This is a genomic window from Paenibacillus sp. NPDC056579, assembly GCF_042793215.1.
Classification (GTDB): domain Bacteria; phylum Bacillota; class Bacilli; order Paenibacillales; family NBRC-103111; genus Paenibacillus_S.
The window spans coordinates 121,100-146,370 of sequence record NZ_JBHTVD010000011.1 but is presented as its reverse complement, the minus strand read 5'-3'; the positions used below and the strand labels follow the sequence as shown (position 1 = coordinate 146,370).

General features: G+C 50.8%; 17 protein-coding genes. All 17 read left to right on the top strand.

Annotated features, from left to right (window positions below):
* Nucleotides 1-144: 144 nt before the first annotated feature.
* The 17 genes from ACFQ88_RS31680 (at nucleotide 145) to ACFQ88_RS31600 (ending at nucleotide 25,133) form a co-directional block, all read left to right on the top strand.
* Nucleotides 145-1,059, top strand: a complete 915-nt coding sequence (locus ACFQ88_RS31680; RefSeq protein ID WP_379460942.1) for an ABC transporter permease — start codon at nucleotides 145-147, stop codon at nucleotides 1,057-1,059.
* A gap of 23 nt (nucleotides 1,060-1,082) precedes the next feature.
* Entirely contained in the window at nucleotides 1,083-1,967 is an 885-nt protein-coding gene (locus ACFQ88_RS31675; protein WP_239633963.1) for a carbohydrate ABC transporter permease, read from the top strand.
* Between the two features lie 55 nt (nucleotides 1,968-2,022).
* Nucleotides 2,023-3,543 carry an extracellular solute-binding protein gene (locus ACFQ88_RS31670; protein ID WP_379460768.1) on the top strand — a complete coding sequence of 507 codons (1,521 nt, stop codon included), beginning with the start codon at nucleotides 2,023-2,025 and terminating at the stop codon, nucleotides 3,541-3,543.
* Between the two features lie 131 nt (nucleotides 3,544-3,674).
* The gene (locus ACFQ88_RS31665; protein ID WP_379460766.1) at nucleotides 3,675-5,957 is read left to right on the top strand and encodes a helix-turn-helix domain-containing protein; all 2,283 of its coding nucleotides are present in this window, start codon (nucleotides 3,675-3,677) and stop codon (nucleotides 5,955-5,957) included.
* A 116-nt stretch (nucleotides 5,958-6,073) separates the two neighbouring features.
* Entirely contained in the window at nucleotides 6,074-8,008 is a 1,935-nt protein-coding gene (locus ACFQ88_RS31660) for an S-layer homology domain-containing protein (protein WP_379460764.1), read from the top strand.
* A 2-nt stretch (nucleotides 8,009-8,010) separates the two neighbouring features.
* Nucleotides 8,011-12,648 (top strand): immunoglobulin-like domain-containing protein, encoded by a 4,638-nt coding sequence (locus ACFQ88_RS31655; protein ID WP_379460762.1) that lies wholly within the window; start codon nucleotides 8,011-8,013, stop codon nucleotides 12,646-12,648.
* 200 nt (nucleotides 12,649-12,848) lie between these two features.
* Entirely contained in the window at nucleotides 12,849-14,609 is a 1,761-nt protein-coding gene (locus ACFQ88_RS31650) for an alpha-L-fucosidase (protein WP_379460760.1), read from the top strand.
* Between the two features lie 219 nt (nucleotides 14,610-14,828).
* Nucleotides 14,829-16,067: a Ger(x)C family spore germination protein gene (locus ACFQ88_RS31645; protein WP_379460758.1), complete on the top strand. Its 1,239-nt coding sequence runs from the start codon at nucleotides 14,829-14,831 to the stop codon at nucleotides 16,065-16,067.
* Nucleotides 16,068-16,251: 184 nt separating this feature from the next.
* Complete coding sequence (locus tag ACFQ88_RS31640) at nucleotides 16,252-17,046, top strand: DeoR/GlpR family DNA-binding transcription regulator (RefSeq protein ID WP_379460756.1); 795 nt, start codon at nucleotides 16,252-16,254, stop codon at nucleotides 17,044-17,046.
* 246 nt (nucleotides 17,047-17,292) lie between these two features.
* A complete protein-coding gene (gene phnX / locus ACFQ88_RS31635) occupies nucleotides 17,293-18,099 on the top strand; it encodes a phosphonoacetaldehyde hydrolase (RefSeq protein WP_379460754.1) in 807 nt (268 codons plus the stop codon).
* Between the two features lies 1 nt (nucleotide 18,100).
* A complete protein-coding gene (locus tag ACFQ88_RS31630) occupies nucleotides 18,101-19,240 on the top strand; it encodes a phosphonoacetaldehyde reductase (protein ID WP_379460752.1) in 1,140 nt (379 codons plus the stop codon).
* Between the two features lie 41 nt (nucleotides 19,241-19,281).
* Nucleotides 19,282-20,340 carry a PhnD/SsuA/transferrin family substrate-binding protein gene (locus tag ACFQ88_RS31625; protein WP_379460750.1) on the top strand — a complete coding sequence of 353 codons (1,059 nt, stop codon included), beginning with the start codon at nucleotides 19,282-19,284 and terminating at the stop codon, nucleotides 20,338-20,340.
* Nucleotides 20,341-20,378: 38 nt separating this feature from the next.
* On the top strand, nucleotides 20,379-21,167 hold the full coding sequence (phnC, locus tag ACFQ88_RS31620) for a phosphonate ABC transporter ATP-binding protein (protein ID WP_379460748.1): 789 nt from the start codon (nucleotides 20,379-20,381) through the stop codon (nucleotides 21,165-21,167).
* Nucleotides 21,157-21,942 carry a PhnE/PtxC family ABC transporter permease gene (locus ACFQ88_RS31615; protein ID WP_379460746.1) on the top strand — a complete coding sequence of 262 codons (786 nt, stop codon included), beginning with the start codon at nucleotides 21,157-21,159 and terminating at the stop codon, nucleotides 21,940-21,942. Before phnC ends, ACFQ88_RS31615 begins: the two co-directional genes overlap by 11 nt.
* A gap of 76 nt (nucleotides 21,943-22,018) precedes the next feature.
* Nucleotides 22,019-22,813 (top strand): PhnE/PtxC family ABC transporter permease, encoded by a 795-nt coding sequence (locus ACFQ88_RS31610; protein ID WP_379460744.1) that lies wholly within the window; start codon nucleotides 22,019-22,021, stop codon nucleotides 22,811-22,813.
* Between the two features lie 602 nt (nucleotides 22,814-23,415).
* Nucleotides 23,416-23,754 carry a DoxX family protein gene (locus ACFQ88_RS31605; RefSeq protein ID WP_379460742.1) on the top strand — a complete coding sequence of 113 codons (339 nt, stop codon included), beginning with the start codon at nucleotides 23,416-23,418 and terminating at the stop codon, nucleotides 23,752-23,754.
* A 245-nt stretch (nucleotides 23,755-23,999) separates the two neighbouring features.
* Complete coding sequence (locus ACFQ88_RS31600; protein WP_379460740.1) at nucleotides 24,000-25,133, top strand: glycoside hydrolase family 88 protein; 1,134 nt, start codon at nucleotides 24,000-24,002, stop codon at nucleotides 25,131-25,133.
* Nucleotides 25,134-25,271: the final 138 nt, after the last annotated feature.

The following is a 25,271-nucleotide window of genomic DNA, read 5'->3' as shown; positions in this document are numbered from 1 at the left end:
ATGCAGAAGTGACAGCCAGAATAGGTTCACCGGTGAATCAACTCTGCAGTTTGTGGAGACCATCCACGGCATATTCATTGAGAGAAAGGAAGGAGCGTTATGACCACGGAATCGGCCGCAGCGGCCGTCAATGTACCTGGCGATATGCTGTACCGCCGGCAGCGCATACGGCGCATGCTGCGGAATCGCTGGCTTTACCTGATGCTGCTTCCCGGCATCCTTTATTTTCTTGTTTTCAAATACATTCCGATGTACGGGGTATTGATCGCTTTCAAAAATTATCAGCCGTTTCTCGGTTTCTGGGATAGCGAATGGGTCGGGATGAAGCATTTCGACCGGTTTTTCGGAGACCCGCTCTTTTGGAAATTGCTCAAAAACACCTTCGTGCTCGCGATCTACAATATCGTCTTTTTCTTCCCGCTGCCTATTGTAATCGCGTTGATGCTGAACGAGCTGCGCCTCGAGCTGTTCAAACGGATGATTCAGACCGTCGTGTACATTCCCCACTTCATGTCATGGGTTGTAATCGTATCGATCGTATACCTGTTCTTTACAACCGAAGGCGGCTTGGTTAATGAAGCGTTGGAGTCGCTTGGATTCGACAAAATCAACTTTCTGCTAAGCGCGGACTGGTTCCGGACGTTTATCACCGCGGAGGTGATATGGAAGGAGACCGGCTGGGGCACGATCATTTTCCTTGCGGCGCTGGCCGGCGTAGACCCGCAGTTATATGAAGCGGCCCGGATCGACGGGGCGAATCGGTTTCAGCAGCTGCGTCACATTACGGTGCCTGCGATCCGTTCCACGATTGTCATTTTGCTCATTTTGCGGTTGGGAAACTTTCTCGACACCGGCTTCGAGCAAATATGGCTGATGCTTAACGCGATGAACCGCGACATCGGCGAGGTATTTGATACGTACGTGTACTCGACGGGCATCACGGAGGGGCAGTACAGCTACAGCACGGCTGTCGGCTTATTCAAATCCATCGTCGGTCTGGTGCTGGTCGCAGCCTCTAATTATATCGCCAAAAAAATGGGTGAGGAAGGGGTCGTCTAAACACATGGAGAGGAAGGGTAGGCATGGTTAAAGACCGTAACCTCGGCAGCCGGTTGTTCGATACGGTGAATATCATCGTCTTGGTTTTGTTTGCTCTTATTACATTCATTCCATTCATCTATATTATTGCCGGGTCGTTCGCGACCCAGAAGGAGCTTCTGGAGAGGGGGTTCATCCTGTTTCCGACCGAGTTTACGCTAAGCTCCTACGAATACATTTTTTCTACCGGAACGCTGCTCAAAAGCTTGGGAATCACCGTCTATATCACGCTGGCCGGGACGTTCATCAATATTTTCATGACCTGCCTGATGGCCTATCCGTTGGCACGCAAAGATCTGGATTACCGGACGCCGATTCAGATGGCGGTTATCTTTACGATGCTGTTCAGTGGAGGGATGATCCCGACGTTCCTCGTCGTCAAGCAGCTGGGCATGATCGACACCTTCTGGTCGCTGCTTATACCCGGCGCGATCAGCGCCTTCAATCTGATTATTCTGCGCAATTTTTTTCAGCAGCTGCCGGACGGTCTCGAGGAATCGGCCAAAATAGACGGCTGCAACGATCTCGGTATCCTGTTTCGGATCGTCATTCCGTTGTCGCTGCCGGCGATCGCCACGTTTTCACTGTTTTATGCAGTGGGCCATTGGAATACGTTTTTCAGCGCGGTGCTGTACATCAATGATGCGGCCAAGTGGCCGATTCAAGTGCTGCTGCGCCAGATCGTCATCATGGCGGACGGCGGAGGGCTGGGAGATTCTACCTCGCTCGCTTCGGACTTCGTTCAGCCGCCGGAGCAAAGCATCAAAATGGCGGTCATTGTCGTCTCGACGCTGCCGATTCTCTTGGTCTACCCGTTCTTGCAAAAGCACTTTGCCAAAGGCGTACTGTTAGGTTCCGTCAAAGGATAAACGGTTTACTCCGTTTGCCGATATCTATATGATGAAATAAGGGGAGGAAGTTTCAATGAAACAACGATTACACAAATCTATGCTTATGGCGTCCGTGCTGACGCTAACGGCAGGTGCTGCCGCTGGCTGCGGGGGCACCAAGAGCACCGATGGGGGAGGACAGCCGGCTGCAGCCAGCGATGCTTCCAAGGCAGCTGCACCGTATAAAATGTCGATTATGCTGCCAAGCTTCAACCCGGAGCCGATGTCGACCGACGGAGAAATTTTCAAAAAAATTCAATCGGCAACGAACACCGAGCTGAAGCTCAACTGGGTGCCGTCCGCTACCTATTCGGATAAACTGAGCGCTACCGTAGCCTCCGGCGAGCTCCCGAGCGTTATCACGGTATTGAATCAGAAAGCGCCGTTCATCGTTAACTCCGTACGATCCGGGATGTTTTGGGAGCTCGGACCCTATCTGAAGGATTACAAAAATTTAAGCCGCATGAATCCGATCGCTTTGAACGCCATCTCCATTGACGGCAAAGTGTACGGGATATTCCGCGAGCGTGATCTGGCGCGGGACGGGCTGACGCTTCGCAAGGATTGGCTTAGCAATCTCGGCTTGAAGGAGCCGAAGACGATCGATGAGTTCTACAACGTTTTGAAGGCGTTTACGAATAACGATCCGGACAAAAACGGCAAAAACGATACCATCGGGCTTGTCGAGCAGCAGGAGCCTGCAGGCTGGAGAACCATGCTGGCGTGGCACGGAGGCCCTGCCGACTGGGAGGTGAAGGACGGCAAGCTGAGTCCGGCCCACCTGTCCCCGGCTTACTTGGAAACGATGAAGTTCTATAAAAAGCTGTACGACGAGAAGCTGATGAACCTGGATTTCGCTGTGGTGAAGGACGGACGTCAGGTGATGAATAAAGGGACGGCGGGCGCTTGGGTCGCCAATCTGAATGACGCCAACGGCATCGAGGAGCAGGCGAAGAAGGTCGATCCGAAGGCCGAGCTGACGCTGGTCGGTGCGCTGGAGGGGCCGAAGGGCTTGCGCAGCATAGCCGGGACGGGCTCTTACGGGATCTTCATGATTCCGAAGACGTCGGTCAAGACGGAAGCCGAGGTGAAGGCGATCCTGAACTATTTCGACAAGCTGTCGGATAAAGACATGCAGAACATGCTGTACAACGGCATCGAAGGCCGCCAATACACGGTGGAGAACGGTGAATATAAGAAGACGGCCGATCCCAAAATGCTGGTCGAATACGGCATGGGCGATTCCTCCCAGCTGGCGGTGCTGAGAGACCAGGTCACGACTTTCGGTTCCCCGCTTGTGCACCTGCGTGACAAGATGTGGCAGGAGAACGCGAAACGGGCGATTGAAAATCCGGTGAACGCTTATATCTCTGCTACCTATAGCGAGAAGGGCAAAGAGCTGGATAAACTGATCGATGATGCTCGCACGAAGTTTATTATGGGCTCCATTGACGAGAACGGCTGGAACAAAGCGGTGGAGCAGTGGAAGCAGAACGGCGGCAGCAAGATCATGGAGGAGTACACCGCCGAATATAACAAAAGCGCCAAGAAATAAACATTCCCGACCGGCAAAGCTGTATGGCGAAAAGGTCTGTGATTTTACCCCACGGTGCAGATATCTTTTTTGCTATACTTAGGGCATGAAAGCCATAGCACACGGGCGTTCCGAAGGAGAAAACATCAGGCATGAGGACACATTCCTATTTCCGCAAATTGATACTGCTGACGCTTGCAGTGGGGGCTTTTCCAGTTCTCATCCTGGGTTGGTATTCGTATAACTATTCTTCCCATACGGTGCTGGATAAGGTAAACGAAAGCAACGCGCAAATATTGCGGCAGACGCAGCTTCGGGTGGAGCAGACGTTGAAGACGATCGATTATTCCGCCTCCCAGCTGCTGAATACGCCTCTTGTCACGGCTGCCATCGGCAAGCGGCTTACAGCAGCGGATTCGGAGATGATTACCGATGTCTATGACAGTCTTATCGGTATCCAAACGTTCGAGCTCGGAATCAAGGACGTCCTCTTGTACAGCTTGGAAAAGGATTGGATCATCAGCAACTCCGGTATCGACGAGCACAGCCAGCCCGGGATGAAGGGGCTGTTGAACGAGTTTGCCGCCATGCCGCAAGGCTCCCGGTGGGTCAGCATGGATCTGACCGGGCAGTACAATACCGATCAGGAACCGCTGACGGCGGCCGGCAAACAGACGATCATGATAGTAAAAAAGTGGCCCATCAATTCCTTGCATCCGCGAGGAATGATGGCCGTCATGCTGTCCGCCAAGGAGGCAAACCATTTTATCGATCTTGAGGACAGCAACGGGCAAGTCATCATCGTCGACGAGAACAGCCGCATCATAGCTCATAGCGACGACTCCTGGGTGGGCAAGGACGTGTCGCAGGAACATTTCATTCGTTCCATTGCAGACTCAGGCGAGCCTACAGGATTGCTGCAGTCCGCCATCGGAGACGAGGACATGTCCGTCTCCTATCGTAAATCCCCATATAACGGCTGGGTATATATAGCGGTCCTGCCGATTCACGAAATGACGGAGCAGGCGCAAAGCATCGCTTGGACATCGCTCTGGGTCAGCATTCTCGCGCTAGGCATCTCGGTGCTCATCGCTGTTCTCGGCACACGCAGAGTGTACAGCCCGGTCCGCCGCATTTACCGCGTTCTTGCAGACAACCGGGCGACCCGGGAAGGAAAAGACGAATTCGGCGTGATTGCCGACGGGATTCAATCGCTGCTGTCCAATCAATCGAAGCTGCAGTTTCAGCTGGAAGGCCAGCAGGAGCATATGACGGAGCTGCTTGTCCGTAAAATGCTGATGGGCGAGGAGAAGTCCGCGGCGCTGCAGGAGAGGCTTCATTATTACGGACATACACACGATTGGGAGAAGAAGCGGGTGCTCCTGTTCCAGATCGATGATCTGGAGGAGAGCCGGTTCGAGGAGAAGGACCGCGACTTGCTGTTGTATGCGATGAGCAACATTGTCTCCGAGCTCGTCCCGGAAGAGGAACGTCTCGTCCCGATTATTTACCGGGACGCGGTTGTTCTGATCGCCGGGATGCCGTCGGGGACGGACGATGCGTTCAAGGAGCGGCTGTACCGCGCAGCCGTGTCGATTCAAGATGCGGTGAAACGGTACATGTCCATCGAGGCTAGCGTAGGTATCAGCCGAGGCTTCGAGGATTGGACCGGAGCGGAGCAAGGCTATGAGGAATGTGCGGCCGCTTTGAAATACCGGCTGCAGCTCGGACGGGAGGCCGTCTTATTCATCGAGGACGTGCTGCCTGGCAAAAGCAGCGAGCCGGCGTATCCGAAGGAAGCGGCGGCCCAGCTGCTGGATGCGATTCAGTCGTTGGATCGGGAACGGGCTGGGGAAGCATTAACGGGATTTATGGAGAGCGTATCCAGCCCGGGTGGTCATCCGAACGACTTCCAGCTGTCGTTAGTCCGGCTGTTCGTGGAATTGGTCCGACTCCTGCAAGATGCGGGCATCTCGATCTACTCGCTTACCCGCAATGAACGGCCGCTGTTCGACGAGCTGCTTCAGCTGCACACGGTACGCGATATCGAGGCGTGGTTCAGCGGTCAGCTCGTCGAACCGGGCATCACACTGCTGGAGCAGCGGCGGGAGAAGCAGTTCCGTACGATTTCCGAGGAGGTCAAGCGGCTGATCGCCGAAGAGTTCGATACCGATTTGACGCTGGAGAAATGCGCCGCCCGGATCAATTACCATCCGCAATATATTAGCCGGGTGTTTCGTCAGGAAACCGGCATCAATTATGTGGATTATTTGGCCCAGTACCGGCTGGACGTCGCCAAGCGCTGGCTGAGAGAGACCGATATGACGGTTACGGATATCGCCGGGAAGCTGAAGTATAACAACCCGGCCAATTTTATCCGATACTTCCGCAAAATGGAGGGCATGACCCCGGGCCAATTCCGGGGGAAGGCTTAGTCATGCAGCAGGCTAGCTTCAGGCGATCATTTATCGCCTGGTGCGGCCGGTATGCTGGCTGCAGCCACATCACAATTAAATAACCTATTATTTCTATGTGAAAAGGAGGGTTATATGTGAGGAGAGGCAGAACTAGACTCGCCTATTTGCTGCTTGTTCTCATCCTGCTGGCCTCGGCAGGCTCTGCCTATGCAGAGCCGTCAGGTACTGTGCTGGCAGCGATCGGCGAGCAAAAGCAAGGCGAAGCCTTCATCATTCAAGGAACAACAGACTTGCCCGAATTGATCGTTCAGGTCCTGAGGGCGAATCAATCGATTCTGGAAATGGATCAGCTTACGAAGGAGCAGTTTCAGATCGGAAAAACGCTCACGCTTCCCGCTGATGCTCCGGTAGGCATCTACACGGTGAAGGCGGGAGTAGGCAGCGAGGCCGCCGTGATGGCTTTCGAGGTGGTCGCCGGGGATCATGGCGGCGAGCCGGGGCCGGGGCCAGAGCCGCAACCGCAGCCTGCATTAGAATTAATCCCGATCGGCGCGGTCGAAGCAGGGAGGACGATACGGATTCAAGGCACGACGAATCAGCTTGTACTTCTGTGGAGGCTGTTCGCTCCGGACGGGACGCTGCTCAAGGAGCTGGCAATAACCCGAGGCGAGCTGGAGCAAGGCTATGCTTACACGATTCCTGCGGATGCCGTCAGCGGTGTGTATACGCTCAAGGTGGGCAATGGCAGCGTGTCGGGACAGCTTACGTTTCAGGTGACGCGAAACGATACCGGAACGCCGGGAGACCGGCCTTCGGAGGGAAGCGGCCGCAACCGAAGCAGCGTGACCATACCTACACCGGTGAAACCGGAACCGCAGCAGGACGGCTCGGTTGCCCTCCTGCTGCAGCCGCAAGGGCCGCCGGATGCAGCGGGAGCGGTTCAGGTGGCCGTCACGCAGGAGGCCATTGACCAAGCTATTGCCCAGCTCCAAGCAGGAGCCTTAAGGCTGCGCATCGAGGCTGTACCTATGGACGGGGCGAAGGCTTATACCTTTCATTTGCCCGCTGGCGTCCTGGTTGAAAAGATCAAGGGCCTGCAGATTGAGCTGCGTACCGAATTTGCCGGTGTGACGGTACAGGGCAGCCTGTTCCGCCAGAGCGAGACAGCAGGTGCTCAGACCGTTTCTATAACGATAGGGCAAGCACAAATGAATGCGCTTTCCCCAGAGGCGGCTGCAGCCATTGGTACACGTCCGGCAATTCTGGTTCAGACGTCGCTGGATGGGAAAGCGGTCGATTGGCCGAATCGCGAAGCGCCGGTCGTCGCTATTCCTTATACGCCGTCGGCAGCAGAGCTGGCCGATCCCGATGGAATCACGGTTTGGTCTATCGATCGTTCAGGCCAACCGTCTCCGGTACCGAGCGGACATTATGACAGAGCTAGCGGCAAAGTGATCTTCCGGGCGGCTCTTCCCGGTCATTACGCCGTCGTTCATGTGACGAAAACGTTCACCGATCTGACGGGCTACGCTTGGGCCGAGAAGCCGATTCGGGCGCTCGCGGCCAAGGGCATCCTGATGGGCGTTGCGCCGGCTACGTTCGCTCCGGAAGCCCCTATCAAGCGCGCCGATTTCGTGCTGCTGCTAGTTCGCACGCTGGAGTTGCAGGCGCCCTTCAAGGACAGCTTCGATGACGTGCGGCCCGAAGCATATTATTACGAGGCGCTCGGCACAGCTCGAGTCCTCGGCATTAGCGACGGAGCCGGCGACAATCGCTTCCAGCCGGAGCGCCCCATTTCCAGACAGGAAATGATGACGCTTACAGTGCGGGCGCTGCACACAGCCGGCCTGTTTGCCGAAAGCAGCGGCACCGACGCTCGCAGCGAGCTGCAGGCCTTCGCAGACTCCTCGCAGGTGGCGGACTATGCCGCATCCAGTGTTGCGGCGTTGATCCGCGAGGGCTTGATCGAGGGCAGCGGAGGCTCGCTTCATCCGCAGGACAGCACCAGCCGTGCGGAAACGGCCGTAATGCTGTACCGCATAGTACAACACATCGCAGGAGGGATGTAACGATGGCTTTTGGAACATCAAACAAGCTGCGGCAATTGTTGAAACGGTCATGCACCGTGCTTGCGGCCGGTGCTTTGCTGGTATCGGCCGTGGCAGGCTTCACCTCTGGAACCGCTCATGCCGCCCCCGTGAATCTGGAGGCGGATTATGCCGTAAACGAAGGGCCGCTTGTCCGCACAGAGCAGTTCAACAATACGAACTACACGCCGCTGCCGGTTCATGTCGTCGATGAGCTGAAGGGGATCCGGACCAAGGTCGTAAGAGATTTTGTAAAAATCAATTGGTACTACAATAAAGATGAAGCCAACAGCGATTATTTGGCATATTCCATCGACGACCCGCGCAACGCGACGAACCCGGATTTGCAGCATGGCCGCAAGGAAACGTACGATTTCATGTCCCAATTCGCCGATGCCATTCTCCTTTCTCTTGCTTATTCGTATGGCGGTGACGCGAATCCGCAGAGAAACCGTGTTCTCGCCGGCGAGACCTCGATGAACTGGCCTGAATTCGACAAGGCGATGAAGAAAATCATCTATACGCTGAAGGAGAAAAATCCGAAGATCGAATACATCGAGGTAGGTAATGAGCCGAACCTGGAGCCTGCTTATTACGGCCATGTGAAGGACGACATTCCCGGCTACATGCGTATGTATCAGGGCATGTCCGAAGCCGTAAAATGGGTGAATACGCAGGGTTTGGCCGGGCAGCCGCTGAAAGTAGGCGGGCCTGTATTGTCCGGCTACAACTTCGAGAAGCAGAAGCAGTTCGTCGATCTCGCTTACAATGCCGGCTATCAAGTCGATTTCGTGTCATGGCACCGGTACCAGGAAGACGTGCGGATGAACGAAACGCAGGAGATTGAGATGAAAAGCTACCTGCACAAGTTTTATCCTAATGCTACGACCATTGTTAGCGAATACGGCTGGAAGGGCGGCGGGGGCTTAAGCGATCCGACGAACAACGTCGGGCTGGCGAAGCAAGCGGCGTTTATGACGGACTCGGCATACTATTATGCCCGCGGAGGCACGGACATCCCGATGAACTGGGTGGCGGTCCATACGCTGAATGCATATTTCAAGAACCAGTTCGATGTCGACTATGCTTTAAGCAGCGGAGATACAAAGAATTGGCAGACGTTTTTGAACCCGGCTCCCAGAGCTTTACAATATTTGAACCTGCGTGGGTGGAGGGAGTCGGCATCGTCTTCCAAGCCGATGAAAATCAAAGAAATTCGTTTTTTTGACAGCGGCAACAACCCGATACCGATTCCGAATCCGGCGAACGATCCGAACATTGCGGCGGTTACGGACGGTGACGATGCGACGCAGTTTACCCAAGCCGATTACTGGACCTGGCTCAAATTCGATTTGGGGCCGTCGGCCCCGGGGATTGCCAGGGTCGATATCAAGTGGGGCAACGCCGATATCAACACCTTCCAGCTCATAGGCACTAGCGATAAGCTGAAATATTACGAGGTGCTCGGCCGCACCTTTTTCACCCCGTATTTCAACACCATGAGGATGTTCGCCCGGCTAGGGGATACCCGGGTGAAAGCAACCGGCGGCAGCGGCGACATCTATGGGACGCGGATGCTGGCGACGAAGAACAGCGATTCCAAAGCGACGATGATGGTGTGGAACAAGCAGGGAGATAGGGCCGCATCGTCCAACATCAGCCTCAGCGTGAAGCATTTACCGCCTGGCTTTGAAGGAAAGAGTGTCCGGATCAAAAAGTATTTGGTCGACGAGACCCACAGCAATTACGCTTACAACAAAATAGACGAGCTCCAACTAGTCGATGAAACCTTAGCGAACACGGCGGACAACCTGACGCTTAGCGCCACGCTGGATAAGAATTCGGTGATGCTGATAGAGCTCGAGGCGGTTGATCCGAGCATTCAAAACATTGTGTCCGCCGGCAAGCCGGTCACCTCCGCAACCGGAATGTCGAATACGGCGGCGCTGGTGGACGGCAACAGCCTGACAGCTGCTGTGGCAGCAAACGGCAGCTATCCTCAAACGATACAAATCGATCTAGGCAGGCCCTATGAGCTGGCGGGGATGCAAATCGACTGGACAAACAGTGCGTCGAGAGGCTACAGCTACGCCATCGCGACGAGCTTGGACGGAACGGCGTATCATACCGCAGCGGACAGAACCCATCCGGCTTCCATAGCCTCGATGGGGAATAGTCTGGAGTGGTTCCAGACCAAGGCGCGGTATGTGAAGCTGACGGTGACAGGCTCCACGTTCGATGGCCCGCTATCCATTAACGATGTTAAGATTTTTGCCGAAGCGCTGTATAAAAACGGCTTTGACACCGCCGAGGAAACGAATGCGATGGCGGCATGGACGACGGTTGGCTTCGGTTCGAAATCCACCCCATGGACCACCGTGAGCGATAGCGTCTATCATACCGCTTACGTTCAGCCGACGGACGTATATGGCACAACACCGAGCTTTGCGTTATTTGGCGACAATCTAAAGGATTACGGAATCGAAGCACGAGTTAAGACCTCGGACAGCGGAAACGTCCAAATGGGCCTTATCGCCCGAGCGACCGATTACAACAACCTGTATTACTTCAAGCTGCAACGCAGCGGCTCCACGCATCAGGCGGTGCTGGAGAAGCGCGTCAATGGAACGACAACCGTGCTTAAGACGGGGGATTTGGCTGAACCGATTCAATCGAATCGTTGGTATAAGCTGAATTTGGAGGCTGTCGGGACGACGCTTCGGGCTTCTATCGACGGCGTTCAGGTTATAGAGCTTACGGATGCCAGCCGGACTTCCGGCAAATTCGGACTTCGGAGCCATGAATCCATCGCCGGCTTCGACGACGTGAAGGTGTACCCTATTGTTCCGCTGCTTGGCGATATTAAGGTGAACGGCATGTCCATCGAGGGCTTCCATCCGCTCTTGAACAACTATACCGTGCTTGTGCCTTCGACGAGCAGCGCAGTAACTGTGACGGCGTCGGTCTATGGTACGGCCAATGCCTTGGCGTCTCCGGCATCCGGGCAGGTAACGTTCGACGCGGTAGGCCAAGAGAAGCCGTACACGGTAGCCGCTCTGTCGAGCGAGGGCAACGGGGCGAATTACTACAAGATCAACCTGCGCACCGCCAGCGCCGATACGTCGCTTAGCAGCCTAAGGCTGTCGGTCATCTCCGATCCGCTGACGGCGCCGGGCCGACAATTACCCGAAACGAGCATTGCCCTGGTTCCGAATCAAACCGAATATACGATTCGCGTACCTTCCCGTACGGCTTATGTCAAGGTGGTGGAGGCGATCCCGACGGCAAGCAATGTGGCGACGGTACAAATCACCGATGCTGTCTTGGTAAACGGATCGGGTACTGCGACCGTAAAAGTTACCTCCGAAGCCGGTACGGCGGCGGAATACAAGCTGAATATCCTGGCGAATCCGGAGACGGCTGCCGGAACGGTGCTGTACGAAGAGAATTTTGAGAACGGGGCATATAATCAGGACGAAGCGACCGGCTGGAATAACGGCGCCGTACCGAATGGCGCGGCTTCACATTTGCGCGTCGCGGATGAAGATCGGGGCAAGGTGCTGGAGAAGTATACGACGGCAAGCATGGCTTTTACGGTTGGTCAAAGCGGATGGTCCAACTACGATGTACGGGCCAGAGTGAAGGCGCAGGCCAGCCCGTCGCTGCCGGGCATAATTGCGCGCGCGTCCGACGACGCCAAAAACTTTTACATGCTGCGCATTCATAACGGCACGAACGGATTGCCCGGCGGAAGCACAGGGTACATCGTCCTTGGCCGTGTCGTGAACGGGACGCTCCGCGAGCTGGACAGCAAAAAAATCCCTTACCCGTATGTAGTCGGCAACTGGTATCAGCTGCGTCTCGTCGTCGACGGCAACCGGATCAAGGGCTATGTGGACGATAGTCTGATCTATGACGAAGTGGATAGCGGAACACTATTCCCGACGAATCCACCGGCGCTGACGCAAGGTAAGGCGGGGATCCGTGTGGCGAATCAGGCGGCACGCATCGATGACTTACAGGTGTCCGGCCTTGCCGCCATTCCGGCGGATACGGTGAAGCCGGTAATTACCCTGAACGGGCCGGCAGCGGTCGAGATTCCGGCTGGCAGTACGTACACGGATGCAGGCGCAACAGCGACGGATAATGTGGACGGCGATCTGACAAGCCGCATTCAAGTGAACGGCAGCGTGGATACATCGCTTCCGGGAACATACACGCTGATCTATACCGTGACGGACAACGCACAAAATGCGGCGGACCCGGTTGTTCGTACCGTAACGGTAGCCGCTGCAGTGGATAAACCGTTCACCGTCGCGGCACACGGCGGACTGAACCGGATGAAAGGTTTGAGCGCTAAGGTCGACGTTGTCCGTACGGCCGGCTCGATAGACCATGCAGAAGAAGAAGTCGTCTATTTTCAGCTGCTCAAGGGCAGCACGCCCGTGGCCCATGTTGCGCTGGAAAGCGAGCTTGCGAATGGCAGCAGTCTGACGGGTCATTTCGATGTGCCGGATGCGGAAACAGACGCCTATACAGTTCATGTGTTTATCGTTGACAAACTCGACTCCATGGATGGAACGTTGCCGATTCCGTTATCGAATAAGGTAATCGTGAAGTAGTTTTATTCGTAAAAGACTGCCTGTGGTTGAAAGGTTATCCTTTCGATTGCAGGCTCTTTTTCGTAAGATGCCATAAAGTATTTTTTGGACAAACACATATTAGGATTGTGCAAATAACGATAAGGATTATACATTCAAATCGGCCGGCACTTTGGATAAGATAATCCTAACAACATTAATTGAAAGGGGTTTCATTAACTATGAACAATGAAATGATTGAGTCCAGCTCATCTCCTTTTGTGAACAAAATGTCTTGGTGGCGGGAAGCCAAATTCGGCATGTTTATCCACTGGGGGCTGTATGCGGTACCGGCCGGGGTGTGGCAAGGCAAGGAAGTCAACGGTATCGGTGAATGGATTATGAAGCGTGCCCGTATCCCGATATCCGAATACAAGCAGCTTGCGGAACAGTTTAACCCGGTACAATTCAATGCCCGGGAATGGGTCGAGATTGCTCAACAAGCCGGCATGAAATACATCGTGATTACAGCCAAGCACCATGACGGTTTTTGTATGTATCACTCGAAGGTTTCCAAATACAATATCGTGGATGCAACTCCGTTCGGACGCGACCCTATGAAGGAGCTGGCCGATGAGTGCGCCAAAGCAGGGCTGAAGCTGTGTTTCTACTATTCACAGACCCAGGATTGGTATGAAAAAGATGCGGTGGGAAATGATTGGGATTTCCCGAATGCTGAAGAGAAGAACTTCGGGCACTATCTAGAGGAGAAGGTCAAACCGCAGGTTAGAGAGCTGCTTACCCAATACGGCCCGGTCGGTCTGATCTGGTTCGATACTCCGATGACTATGACGGAAGAGCAAAGTCAAGATTTGGCTGCATTCGTCAGGAGCATACAACCGGATTGCATCGTTAACGGACGGGTTGGAAACGGCCACGGCGACTACGTTTGCTTAGGCGACAATGAAACCCCCGCCAAATCGCTGTCTGTTGACTGGGAGACGTGCGCCACTCTCAATCATACTTGGGGCTTTAAAAGTAATGACCACGAATGGAAATCGCCGGAATTGATTATCAAGCTGCTGTCCGACATCATAGGCAAGGGCGGAACCTATCTTCTGAACGTCGGACCTACAGCGGAAGGAATCATCCCTGCGCCTAGCGTAGAAATACTGAAGGAAGTAGGGCGTTGGCTTAAGATTAATGAGGATGCTGTCCGGGGTACCCGGGGGAACCCGTTCGAGACCGAATTTGATTGGGGAACCGTGACAGTCAAGCCAGGCAAAGTGTTCGCACACTTATTTGAATGGCCTAACCAGGGATCATTCGTGCTCCGCGGCTTGAAGAATCACGTAAATAAAGCTTACTTGCTGGCATCGCCCGAGGAACAGCTTACTTTTGACCAATCCTATGATTCGGACACGAATACTCATGACCTGCGAGTCCAGCTGCCGCAGCAAGCCTTGGATTCACCCGTATCCGTTCTGGTTCTGGAAATTGTCGGGGAAGCGGTTGCGGACAATACTTTGATGCAGCGCGCGAACCGGCATATTGTATTGGAAGCGCACCATGCTGCAGTTCATCAAGGCAATCCCGACTCGTCTATCTCCTTATCCCGGTCCGGTACGATTACGGGCTGGACCGATATCCGTGATTCATTGAGCTGGGGTTTTAAAGTAATTACCCCTGGCCAATATAAGGTTGAAATGATAAGTATGGCCGAGAAAGCACGGGGAGCGATTGGTGAGCAAACCGGCCAATGGGAAGGCGGTCATGAGCTGCGTATAGAAGCGGCTGGACAATCGCTGTCCTGCGTTGTGGAGGAGCAGGAACGAATTGTGACTTCGCGTTCGCTTTACTTCAACCGAATCCGTTCCGAATGCGGATTGATTAACATAGATCAAGCCGGAGGCTACAGTCTTCAGATTAATCCTGTTAAGCTGAACGCTGAGAAGGGGCTTGGCTTAAAGCTGATTTCGGTTCATTTGATACCGGTACAGTAAGGAAGTCCAAAAGTTTTTATCATGAATAGCCGCGGAAATCGCGGCTTTTTTGTTTTTGGGATCAATTATGTCAAAATCCAGCGGCGCCTGAGGAAAAGAGAGGATTCGTAGGGTCGAGTCGTTTGTTCCCGGCATGAAATGGGAATAATTATTTTCTAAACGTTTATCCATCCTAGATTCTGGTGATTCGCCATGATCCAAAAGAAAAGAGGGAGCAGAGTGGGGACAAGACTAGGGGTACGGAGTCTTAAATGGCTGATTATCCTGTCAATCATCGTTCCTCTGCTGACTGGATGCTGGGACAGACAAGAGATTGAGGACCGCGCTATTGTACTTGGCGTATCCATTGATGAAGCAGGGCCTGATGCCGAGAAGGAAGAAAATGAGATTTCCCACCTTCACGATAAGTTCCCTGTTCCTAATAAAGCAATGATTCGGGTTGCCGTACAGATTGCCTTGCCCGGCAAAATTCCACTTGGACCCGGTGAGAGCGGCGCGGCAGGAAAAAGCTCGGCAGAAACGGTATGGGTGATCGAAGTCGTAGGGCATACGATCGACGATGCACTGATGAACCTGCAGCAGCAATTATCGTCCAGACTGTTTTTCGGGCATTTGCGCATCATTGTCGTATCCGAGAAAATAGCGCGGAAAGGATTACAGAACTTCAACGATTATTTTCGCCGCAATCCGGAAATTCGCAGAACCGCTTGGATGGTCGTATCTAAAGGAGATGCAGAGCCTTTCTTGAGAGCAGCACCCAAACTGGAGCGGGTGCCGACGCTATATTTGCTTTCGACTCTGGACGATTCGGTGAAGCAGGGCAAGTTTCCGAACGACTTCCTCGGCACTTATTGGAGCAACGAGTCGAAGAAGGGACAGGAAGCGTTTCTGCCGTACATCGAGCTGATGACAGAGCAAAATGTAGAGCTGAAGGGACTGGCCTATTTCAAAAATTCCATCATGGTGGATTCGACCGAGCCGTTTGAGATTGCGGCCTATATGGGGATTAAAGGCATGAATCCTGCCGGTTATCGTGTCTTTATCAGCCTGGACAATCAGCCGTCCAAAACCGTGATGATTTATGCAACGCATCGCGAATCTAAATTCAAAGTCTCAATTAAGGACGGTCTTCCCCATTTTGTTGTCAAAATTTTTATCGAAACCAATCTCGAAGAAAAGCTAAGCGAAAGCTTGCTTACAAATAGATCCCAGATTTTAAAAGAGATTGAGGCACAGCATCAAAAATCACTCCTTAAAACCTATTCCGGGTTAGTGAAGAAGACGCAAAAAGAAGGCTCCGATATTTTCGGATTTGGGGAATATGTAAGAGCTTTGGAGCCGGGATTTTGGAATGAACATGTAAAGACAAAGGAAAATTGGCAAGTCATGTATAAAAATATTGAAGTGCAGTTTGAAGTTACTAGCAAAGTTAGACGGGTCGGAATGAAAGCCAGATAATTGGACTGATCAAGCGATCGAATCGTTCTCGCAGGATAAAGGCACCTCATTGGCGACGTTCACAGCGAGATGTATCGGTCCAATACAATATATAAACATTACGTTAATATGCTGTTTTTTGCCGCTTCAACCTTGACTAGACGCATCGTGTTTGTATAATAAAATTAAAATAACGGATGAACTAGTGGAAGCAGGTGGGAATGTGCTGCAGGAGGAACGCTACAAAAAAATACTTGAGATTCTAAAGCTGAATGACTCCGTAAAGGTTACAGAGCTTGTTCAGGTTCTGAACGTTTCTATTGATACGGTAAGAAGAGATTTGGAAGCCATGGAGAACAAGAAGGTGCTTAAGCGCGTCCACGGCGGGGCGATCCTTGCAGCGGACCCTGGCGACCGCAATGCTTTTACCTACAGGGAAATAAAGAATAAAGAAAAGAAGACAGAACTCGCGTCATTAGTGTGCGAGTACGTGTCAGAAGGACAAGCGATTGCATTAAACGCCGGTACGACGAATTTGGAGGTTGCCAAGAAGCTTGCCGAAAACTTCGAAAGATTAACGATCATTACGAACGGGATACGTATCCTTGATTTTTTCTCGAGCAAGCCGAATTTTACGGTCATAGTGCCTGGAGGGATCTTCGATCACCAGGAATATGCGTTGTACGGGAAAAAGTGTGAAGTGGAAATAGCCGGCTACAATATTGATCAGGCCTTTATTTCGATCAATGCCATATCCGTGGACAAAGGCTTGACCGATTTCCGCCTCCATGAGATCGATATTATCAAAGCGATGCTGGGCAATGCACGGCAAAAAATCGTTGTTGCGGATTCAAGCAAATTCGAGAAAGTATCCTATATGAACGTTTCTCCTCTGTCCCAGATCGATATGATAATCACGGATTCAACAATCAATGAAGATATCGTAAAAATGTATAAGGACAAAGGGACTGTAATAGCGTATAGACGTTCGCAAGAATAATCGTTCACAATGAACGGGCACCCATACCCTTTGAATAAGCTTACATCGGCTAATAGAGGGATTTTCCATTAAAACCGCAGGCTAATTATACCTTGCGGTTTTTTTATGTTTTCTCAGTTTTAAAAACAGCACATAACAGCATTTAATTGTTAATTTAACGTAAAATATAGCAAATTGTATTGCTTGTTTGCGTTATTTCATTTTATAATTGGAACCATCAAAACCAACAAGAATTGAGGAATCGCGATGACGCAAAAGGATCGCATTAAGGCAGTTATTTTCGATTGGGCGGGAACGGTTATTGACTACGGTTGCTTCGCACCAATGCATGCATTTATTCAAACCTTTGAAGAAGCAGGAGTTCCGATTACGATTCGGGAAGCCAGAATTCCAATGGGCCTTCTGAAGTGGGATCATATTCACGCGATATTGCAGATGGACAGAGTGAAGGGCGACTGGATTGCCAAGTACGGTACCGCAGCTGTCAAGGAGGATGTGGATCGGCTTTATGTTCGCTTTGAAGCTACCTTGATGGAATCGTTGAGAACGTACACCGATCCGATTCCAGGGGCTTTTGAAACGGTGAGACAGCTTCGTGAGGCAGGGATTGCCATCGGTTCGACAACCGGGTACACCTCGAGCATGATGGAGGTCATCTTGCCGGAAGCCAAGCGGAAGGGATACTCCCCAGACTTCGTGATCGCTTCCGATGAAGTCAAGGCAGGACGCCCGTACCCTTATATGATATACCAGAACCTGATTGAGCTTGGGATCTATCCTCCGAAATCGGTTATCAAGGTAGGAGATACGGTATCGGATATTCATGAAGGCAGAAATGCCGGAGTATGGACTGTCGCCGTTCTTAAGGGCAGCAGCGAGCTTGGGTTAACAGAAGCTGAAGTAGATCTCATGCCTCCGGATGTACTTAATGAACGAATGAACCAGACAAGACGAACGTTCGAACACGCGGGCGCTGACTACATTATAGGGTCCATCGATCAGCTTCCTGATGTCATTGAAGAGCTTGAACGCACAGGATTGGAGAGAGATTAGTATGAATCACTTTTATAATCCGGTAGCTGTCTCCTTCGGAGCACCATCGGCTCAAGCTTTCGCGGATAAGCTGCAAAGCCGCTATGCAGACGCCGAGCGAGTATTGCTTCTAACGAGGGGTGGAGATGTTGAGAAGAGCGAATGCTTGCAGCCTGTCATGAACTTTCTTTCCGGGAAAGAAACGTTATTGGTTGAAGTCACGCTGTACAATCCCAATGTAACGGATATTTTGAATCTGAAACAAAAGATCGAGCCTTTCGACTTTGAGCTTATCATCGCTATTGGCGGGGGCAGCGTTATGGATGCAGCCAAAGCTTTGTCCGCCTTGCAGCGAAGGATGGTTCATACGGCTGCCGAGGTGCGTGAGGCGATTACAGGTGAAAGTTACCGTGAGATGCCGCAGTTCACCCCTTGGATCGGAATACCGACGACGTCGGGAACGGGCTCTGAGGTTACATGCTGGGCAACCGTCTGGGACGAAGAGTGCGGCAGTAAATATTCGGTGTCGGATGTGAGACTGTACGCGGCCGCTGCGCTGATACTTCCCGAGTTGACGGTTACGATGCCGCTGCGGTTAAGCGTTGCTACTGCGCTGGATGCACTGTGTCATGCAACCGAAGCGTATTGGTCCGTCCATACCAACGCAATTACCCGTGTGTATTCCCTGCAAGCGATCGAACGAATTCGGGGGACGCTCCCGCTATTAATCGAACAGCCCGATAATCTGGAGTGGAGAGAGCAATTATCCATGGCAAGTGTATTCGCAGGATTGGCCTTTAGCAATACCAGAACTACGGCTTGCCACTCGATATCCTACCCGTTAACGATGCTTTACGGCATAGATCACGGCATCGCTGCCAGTATCACCTTAGCGGCGGTATTGAAACATAACTTCGCTGCATTAATAGAACCGGAGAAATTGCTTCATGCATATGGAGCCGCCACTGCAGAGGAAGTAGACAGCTTCATTCAAAGTATTTATAAGTTATACGGGCTGCCGAACCGGCTGAGCCAATATGGTGTTACCGTCGAAGGCATCCGCAGCCTCGTGTCCCTTTCCTACACGAAGGGAAGAATGGACAACAATCCCGTTGAGATCTCGCCCGAAGAGCTTGAGCACATGCTGGTTTCCCTGCTATAGGTCGTACAAAACAATATATATTATTTAGGAGGCATTGTTCGATGAAAAAGATGTTGACGCTTATGGTTTCTTTATCTCTCGCAGCAGTAACGGCAGGCTGTGGTATGAAAGCAAATGAGGCACAGAATGGAACGACAGCTGTAAAAACCAAAGATACCATTACAATCGCTTGGTATCCCAATGAATCCGGCGCAGAAATGAAAGGCTCGCGTGAGGAAATTGGAAAAGTCGTTGCCGCTGCAACCGGAAAAAAAGTAGAACACAAGACAACAACCGACTACACGATCGCTATTGAATCCATTGCTAACGGCAGCGCAGATATTGCCTATATGGGAGCACAAGGCTACGTTGAAGCCAATGCCAAGAATAAAAAGGTTCAACCGCTGGCTATTTCAAGCGGGGAGTCGGGAACACTAGAGGATGCTGCTTACTATAGCTGGTTAAGCGTACGCAAGGGCGAGGAAGAGGCATACAAAAACGGCAGTGGTTATTCGATTGACAATATTGCCGGCAAAAAATTTTCGTTCGTAGCGAATTCCTCTACCTCCGGCTTTAAAGTGCCTTCCGCCGCAATCATTAACTATTTTAGCAAAAAAGACAAATATAAACATATGACTGTCGATGATCTGATCATGGGCGGTAAAGATAAGTTTTTCAGCGACGTGCTCTACGGAGGAACTCACCAAGGCTCGGCTGTCAATTTGTTGACCGGCAAGGCTGACGTATCCGCCTTCTGCGATACGTGCGTTGCTAACTATATCGAGCTGAGCTCCGGGAAGGAGAACACAGCAGGTGCCGTGTATAAGGTGAAGCAGGGAGCGGCTGAACCGTTCAACACATTGACAGGCAAGGAATTTTCGCTCATCTCCGTAACACCGGTCCTGAACCAGCCGTTTGTTATTAACGCAGGTACGGTAAGCCCTGAGGATACGAAGAAAATACAGGATGCCTTTACATCCGATGCCGTAACGAAAAACACTCAAATCTTCCTGCCTAAAGATTCGAAGGAATCCGGGATGTTCAAGCAAAAGAGCGGTAAAGAGAAATTCCTGACGGTGGACGACAAGTTTTTCGATCCGATCAGACAGCTGTCCAACTAATTGGCTATAGCAATGCAAAACCTTTTGAGGGAGCAACTATGACAACGTTATTAGAATTCAAACAGGTATCGAAGATGTACGGGGCGGATACAAAGGCTTTAACAGATATTAATTTTACGGTGAGAGAAGGAGAGTTCGTGTCGATTATCGGCCCGTCAGGGGCCGGTAAGTCCACTCTGCTTCGCTGCATTAACCGAATGATTGACGCAAGCGGCGGGGAAATCATGTTTAATGGCGCTAACATTCTTGAATTCAAGAAGCGCGAGTTAAAACGGCTGCGAACCCAAATGGGAATGGTATTCCAGCATTATAATTTAGTGAACCGATTGTCAGTGATTGAAAATGTCCTTCACGGCCGGCTAGGCTACAAATCCACGCTGGAAGGGGTTATGGGACTGTATTCCAAGGAAGAGAGGCTTCAAGCGTATTCGATTTTGAAGACTCTCGGTTTGGAAGAGCAGGTCTATAAACGCTGCGACCAATTGAGCGGCGGTCAAAAACAGAGGGTCGGGATTGCCCGCGCCCTTGTACAGAAGCCTGCCTTGCTGTTATGCGACGAGCCGATCGCTTCATTGGATCCGAATGCATCCAGAATCATCATGGATCATTTGCGCTATATTTCTGCCACGATGGGGATTACCGTTATCGTCAACCTGCATCAAGTGGATACGGCTTTGAATTACTCAGACCGGATTCTCGGTGTAAACCGGGGCACCATTGTGTATAACGGTCCTCCGTCTAAGATCAGCGGAGAGCATCTATCAACCATTTACGGCTCCGAGTGGAGTGAGCTTCAAGGAGAACTGGAGGTCCGTGATGCTAGATAGCTTTTTTGTCGGGAAGCGAATGAATACACTTATGTTTTGTTGTCTCATGCTGGCAATGACGATCATCGCTATAGTGATTACGGAGTTTGATGTCATCAAAGGACTCACTTCTATACCTAAAGCCACCGAATGGGCTGTCACCAACTTTTATCCAAACGAAAAGTCGCTGACGCGGCTTCCGGTTATCATCAGCAGCCTTGTCGAGACGGTTCTTGTCTCCATTGCAGCAACTACGGTTGCAGCCATGTTTGCACTGATGTTTGCTCTTGCCGGATCTCAAACAACCGGTACAGGCGGGGCGCTCAGCTTTATTAGCCGATCGATCGCTACGATCTTCCGTAATATCGATGTCGCTGCGTGGTCTATGATCTTGCTCATTTCTTTTGGTCAAAATGTTCTAACCGGCTATTTGGCACTCTTCTTTGGTTCCTTTGGCTTTTTGACACGATCCTTTATGGAAACTATCGATGAAGTCAGCAGCAGCTCTGTGGATGCATTAAGATCGACAGGAGCGAGCTATTTTACCATCATTTTTCAATCCGTAATTCCATCATGTGTTCCCCAGCTCATCAGTTGGATCTTGTTCATGATGGAAACCAACATCCGACAGGCTACATTAATTGGCATATTGACGGGCACCGGTATCGGTTTTCTGTTCAGCTTGTATTACAAGAGTCTTAATTTCAACGCTGCATCATTAATTGTTCTCGTCCTTGTAATCACCATTTTTGCCATTGAACTGGTCTCTAACTATGTCAGGAAGGTGATTTTGTAACATGGATCTTCAGAATCCCTCTTTAAAAGTCTCTCACAAAAATACCGGACAGGACATGACCGGTGATGAATTCAGAATGAAACAACCTTTCAATAAACAAGTGCTGGCGATCCGTCTCACTTTGACCGCATTCGTCGCATTGACGCTGTACGCATTCGCAACCTTCGATTATAAGGATATTCAGCTTATAGATGCAGTCCTGCAGACAACGCAAACCGTGAAAACCATGTTCTTTCAGCCATTCTTCAAGCACATTACCTTAATCGAGGCCTTTACACATTTGAGCATCACTCTGGGACTTGCATTTCTAACCACCCTGTTCGGAGCCGTCATTGCCCTTGTCCTTGGATTATTGGCTGCCAACAATTTATCCAACCCGAAGCTTTCCATCGCAGTTAAAGCCGTTGTAGCTTTCATCAGAGCCGTTCCCACCGTCCTATGGGTGCTGATTTTTGCGGTTGCTGCGGGATTGGGCAGCGTTGCCGCCGTCATAGGCATGACGTTCCATTCGGTCAGCTATCTCGTCAAAGCGTACTCGGAATCATTCGAAGAACTGGATAAAGGGGTCATTGAATCCTTAAAAGCAAGCGGAGCCAATTGGGTTCAAATTGTGTTTCAAGCCGTCCTGCCGTCGTCGATCACCTACTTGATCTCATGGACGTTTATGCGATTCGAGATCAATTTCGCCGTAGCGCTGGCAATGGGAGCGGCAGCCGGTGCCGGAGGCATTGGGTACGATATGTTCATGGCCAGCTCCTATTACTACGATGTTAGAGAAATCGGCGCCATTACGTATCTCATTCTTGCTTTTGCCGTCCTGCTAGAGTTCATTGCCGGAAGAATCAAGAAAAAATTAAGGCTTCATGACTGAACAACCATCGACGCAGACCGGTTCCACCCTGGCCATGCTAGAGTGAGTATTCCGAGTAATACCACATATAACCAACAGACTTATCCGAAGCATTAAATATTGTCGTGTCGGATCAGGAGCATCCAAGGGATTGGAACGATTTGCTTGAGAAAAAAGGCATTTTGGGGATCGCTTGCGAGTAAAATCTTATTCATCGAGCGGATGAGCAGCTGAGCAGCTAATGCAGCTGCTCGTTTTTTTCATTATTTCCAGGGAAATTGGCTCTCATGAACAGGATAGACGTTCTCACAACCTGTACTTAAGCGATAAAGGAATGACACTCAAAACTAAGCTTCTCCCTGTTGTCATCGGGGCACACAATCATGTGACCAGATACTTGAACGAAACTGAAATTCAGGATTTAAAAGCCATTCTTGAAAAAATATACTTGAGCGTAAAAGATGAGTAAGTTGTTTGGAAGCGGAGTGGGAAGGAGGTGAAATGCCATTGCCATCAATAAAGTGGAATAGGTTTTATAGGAAGGAAAGCATTCAACACCAAATACATGCTATAGCATGTATTTGGTGCGAAGGATAATAGAAGAGATAAGGAAGTGAATTATTATGGTCATTTTGATTTTGCAAATAATAGTCGGCGTATTCTTTATGTTTACAGGGGTTAGAATTATTAGCGGTAAAATGGCGAATGAGTTCAATCGTTTGGGAATGCCGTCTATTTTTAACCTATTAACCGGTTTTATTGAAATCATATGCTCGATCGGCATGATCGTAGGCATCTGGTTTTCAATATTTGCCGTTTTATCGGGGTTTCTTTTAGGAGCTACGATGCTGGTAGCGGCGTTCATTCTACTTGTTGTGGCTAGAGACCCCTTTCCGAAGGCAATTCCAGCCATAGTTTTATGTTTGCTGTCCGTTGTAATCAGTATTAGCCATTTGATATGACTATACGATTGTGGAATCGTGGTATCATTGTGCAACAACAAAGACGCGGCTGCCGGCATGGTCGGAAGCCGCTTTACATTTCGGCGGATTATTCTAAAAAACTCAAACAATCGATCAGAGAGAATAAATAATCGATGGAAATGTCGATTTATACTATTTTTTTTAGATATACAATCACGGATAATCTACATGACTAAGAGATAAATATACCTCTAGACTAAACAAAGTGATAAAGGAGTAAATAAATGAAACCTCAAGAAGTAGATAAAATCTGGGAGCAAATCGTATCTAAAGTCGGTGATATGGCAGAACGGATGCAAGACAAATCCCCACATCGTGCCGACAAAAGCGGTGTTTACGATTCCATGCCTACTTGGTGGTGGACTTCGGGCTTCTGGCCAGGCATGCTATGGATTATGTTTGATATGACAAAGGAGCCGGTCTTTAAGGAAAAGGCATGGAAATGGGATGCGGAAATCGAGAAGTGGTTGCATGAGGGGGAACTAGGGCAACTGCACCATGATGTAGGATTCCAATTCCTTCCAACGGCCGTGATCAAATACATACTTACGGGGGATCGCGAAGGTAAGCGAATCGGTCTTGCCGCAGCCAATTTTATGGCAGGACGCTATAATCCAGTCGGAAAATTTATTCGTGCATGGAATGACGATACGTGGGAGATGGATAAAACGACCGGTTGGGCGATTATCGATTGCTCCTTAAACTTATCTCTGCTCTTCTGGGCGGCAAATGAAACCTCTGACCCAAGATTCAAGCATATTGCAACCGCCCATGCGGATACTGTCTTACAGCACTTTATCCGGCCTGACGGCTCTGTTAATCACATTGTCAGCTTCGACGCGGAGACCGGTGCATTCATTGAATCGCTTGGTGGACAGGGCTTCGGTCCGCATTCTTCTTGGAGCCGCGGCCAAGCATGGGCTCTCTATGGTATGGCGAACACTTATCGTTATACCGGCGAGAAGAGATTTCTGGACGCAGCGAAACGAGTAGCCCATTATTTTCTTGCCTGCTTACCTGAGGATGGCGTGCCTTATTGGGATTTCCGTACGCCGGATATCGTGGATGAGCCAAGAGACTCCTCTGCGGGAGCCATTGCCGCTTCTGGTTTACTCGAAATCGCCGAGTTGACTGATTCCGCAGAGTCGCGTCTCTATCAGTCAGCAGCAGAGCGAATCCTAGCTTCGTTAACGCAGCATTGCGGAACATGGGATATGTCGGAACACGAGGCTATACTGCTGAATGCGACAGGGCATAAACCTGGTAATGTGAATGTCGACGTATCGTTAATTTACGGAGATTATTATTACGTAGAAGCAATGGCGAAATTAAAAGGCTGGAGTCATCGGATTTTTTAGATAAAAAAGATGGGGCAGGTAGGATACATCCTTCTGCCTCGTTTCCATTGATCCAAATTTTTCAAAAAAAGATGAACTATACATTAGGAACAGCAGCACTTAAAATGGTGATATTCATTCTTATTGAAAGGGTAATCA

Coding starts and splice junctions, on each gene's coding strand:
- ACFQ88_RS31680 (WP_379460942.1), top strand. CDS start 145: ATGCTGTACCGCCGGCAGCGCATACGGCGCATGCTGCGGAATCGCTGG.
- ACFQ88_RS31675 (WP_239633963.1), top strand. CDS start 1,083: ATGGTTAAAGACCGTAACCTCGGCAGCCGGTTGTTCGATACGGTGAAT.
- ACFQ88_RS31670 (WP_379460768.1), top strand. CDS start 2,023: ATGAAACAACGATTACACAAATCTATGCTTATGGCGTCCGTGCTGACG.
- ACFQ88_RS31665 (WP_379460766.1), top strand. CDS start 3,675: ATGAGGACACATTCCTATTTCCGCAAATTGATACTGCTGACGCTTGCA.
- ACFQ88_RS31655 (WP_379460762.1), top strand. CDS start 8,011: ATGGCTTTTGGAACATCAAACAAGCTGCGGCAATTGTTGAAACGGTCA.
- ACFQ88_RS31650 (WP_379460760.1), top strand. CDS start 12,849: ATGAACAATGAAATGATTGAGTCCAGCTCATCTCCTTTTGTGAACAAA.
- phnX (WP_379460754.1), top strand. CDS start 17,293: ATGACGCAAAAGGATCGCATTAAGGCAGTTATTTTCGATTGGGCGGGA.
- ACFQ88_RS31630 (WP_379460752.1), top strand. CDS start 18,101: ATGAATCACTTTTATAATCCGGTAGCTGTCTCCTTCGGAGCACCATCG.
- ACFQ88_RS31625 (WP_379460750.1), top strand. CDS start 19,282: ATGAAAAAGATGTTGACGCTTATGGTTTCTTTATCTCTCGCAGCAGTA.
- phnC (WP_379460748.1), top strand. CDS start 20,379: ATGACAACGTTATTAGAATTCAAACAGGTATCGAAGATGTACGGGGCG.
- ACFQ88_RS31615 (WP_379460746.1), top strand. CDS start 21,157: ATGCTAGATAGCTTTTTTGTCGGGAAGCGAATGAATACACTTATGTTT.
- ACFQ88_RS31610 (WP_379460744.1), top strand. CDS start 22,019: ATGAAACAACCTTTCAATAAACAAGTGCTGGCGATCCGTCTCACTTTG.
- ACFQ88_RS31605 (WP_379460742.1), top strand. CDS start 23,416: ATGGTCATTTTGATTTTGCAAATAATAGTCGGCGTATTCTTTATGTTT.
- ACFQ88_RS31600 (WP_379460740.1), top strand. CDS start 24,000: ATGAAACCTCAAGAAGTAGATAAAATCTGGGAGCAAATCGTATCTAAA.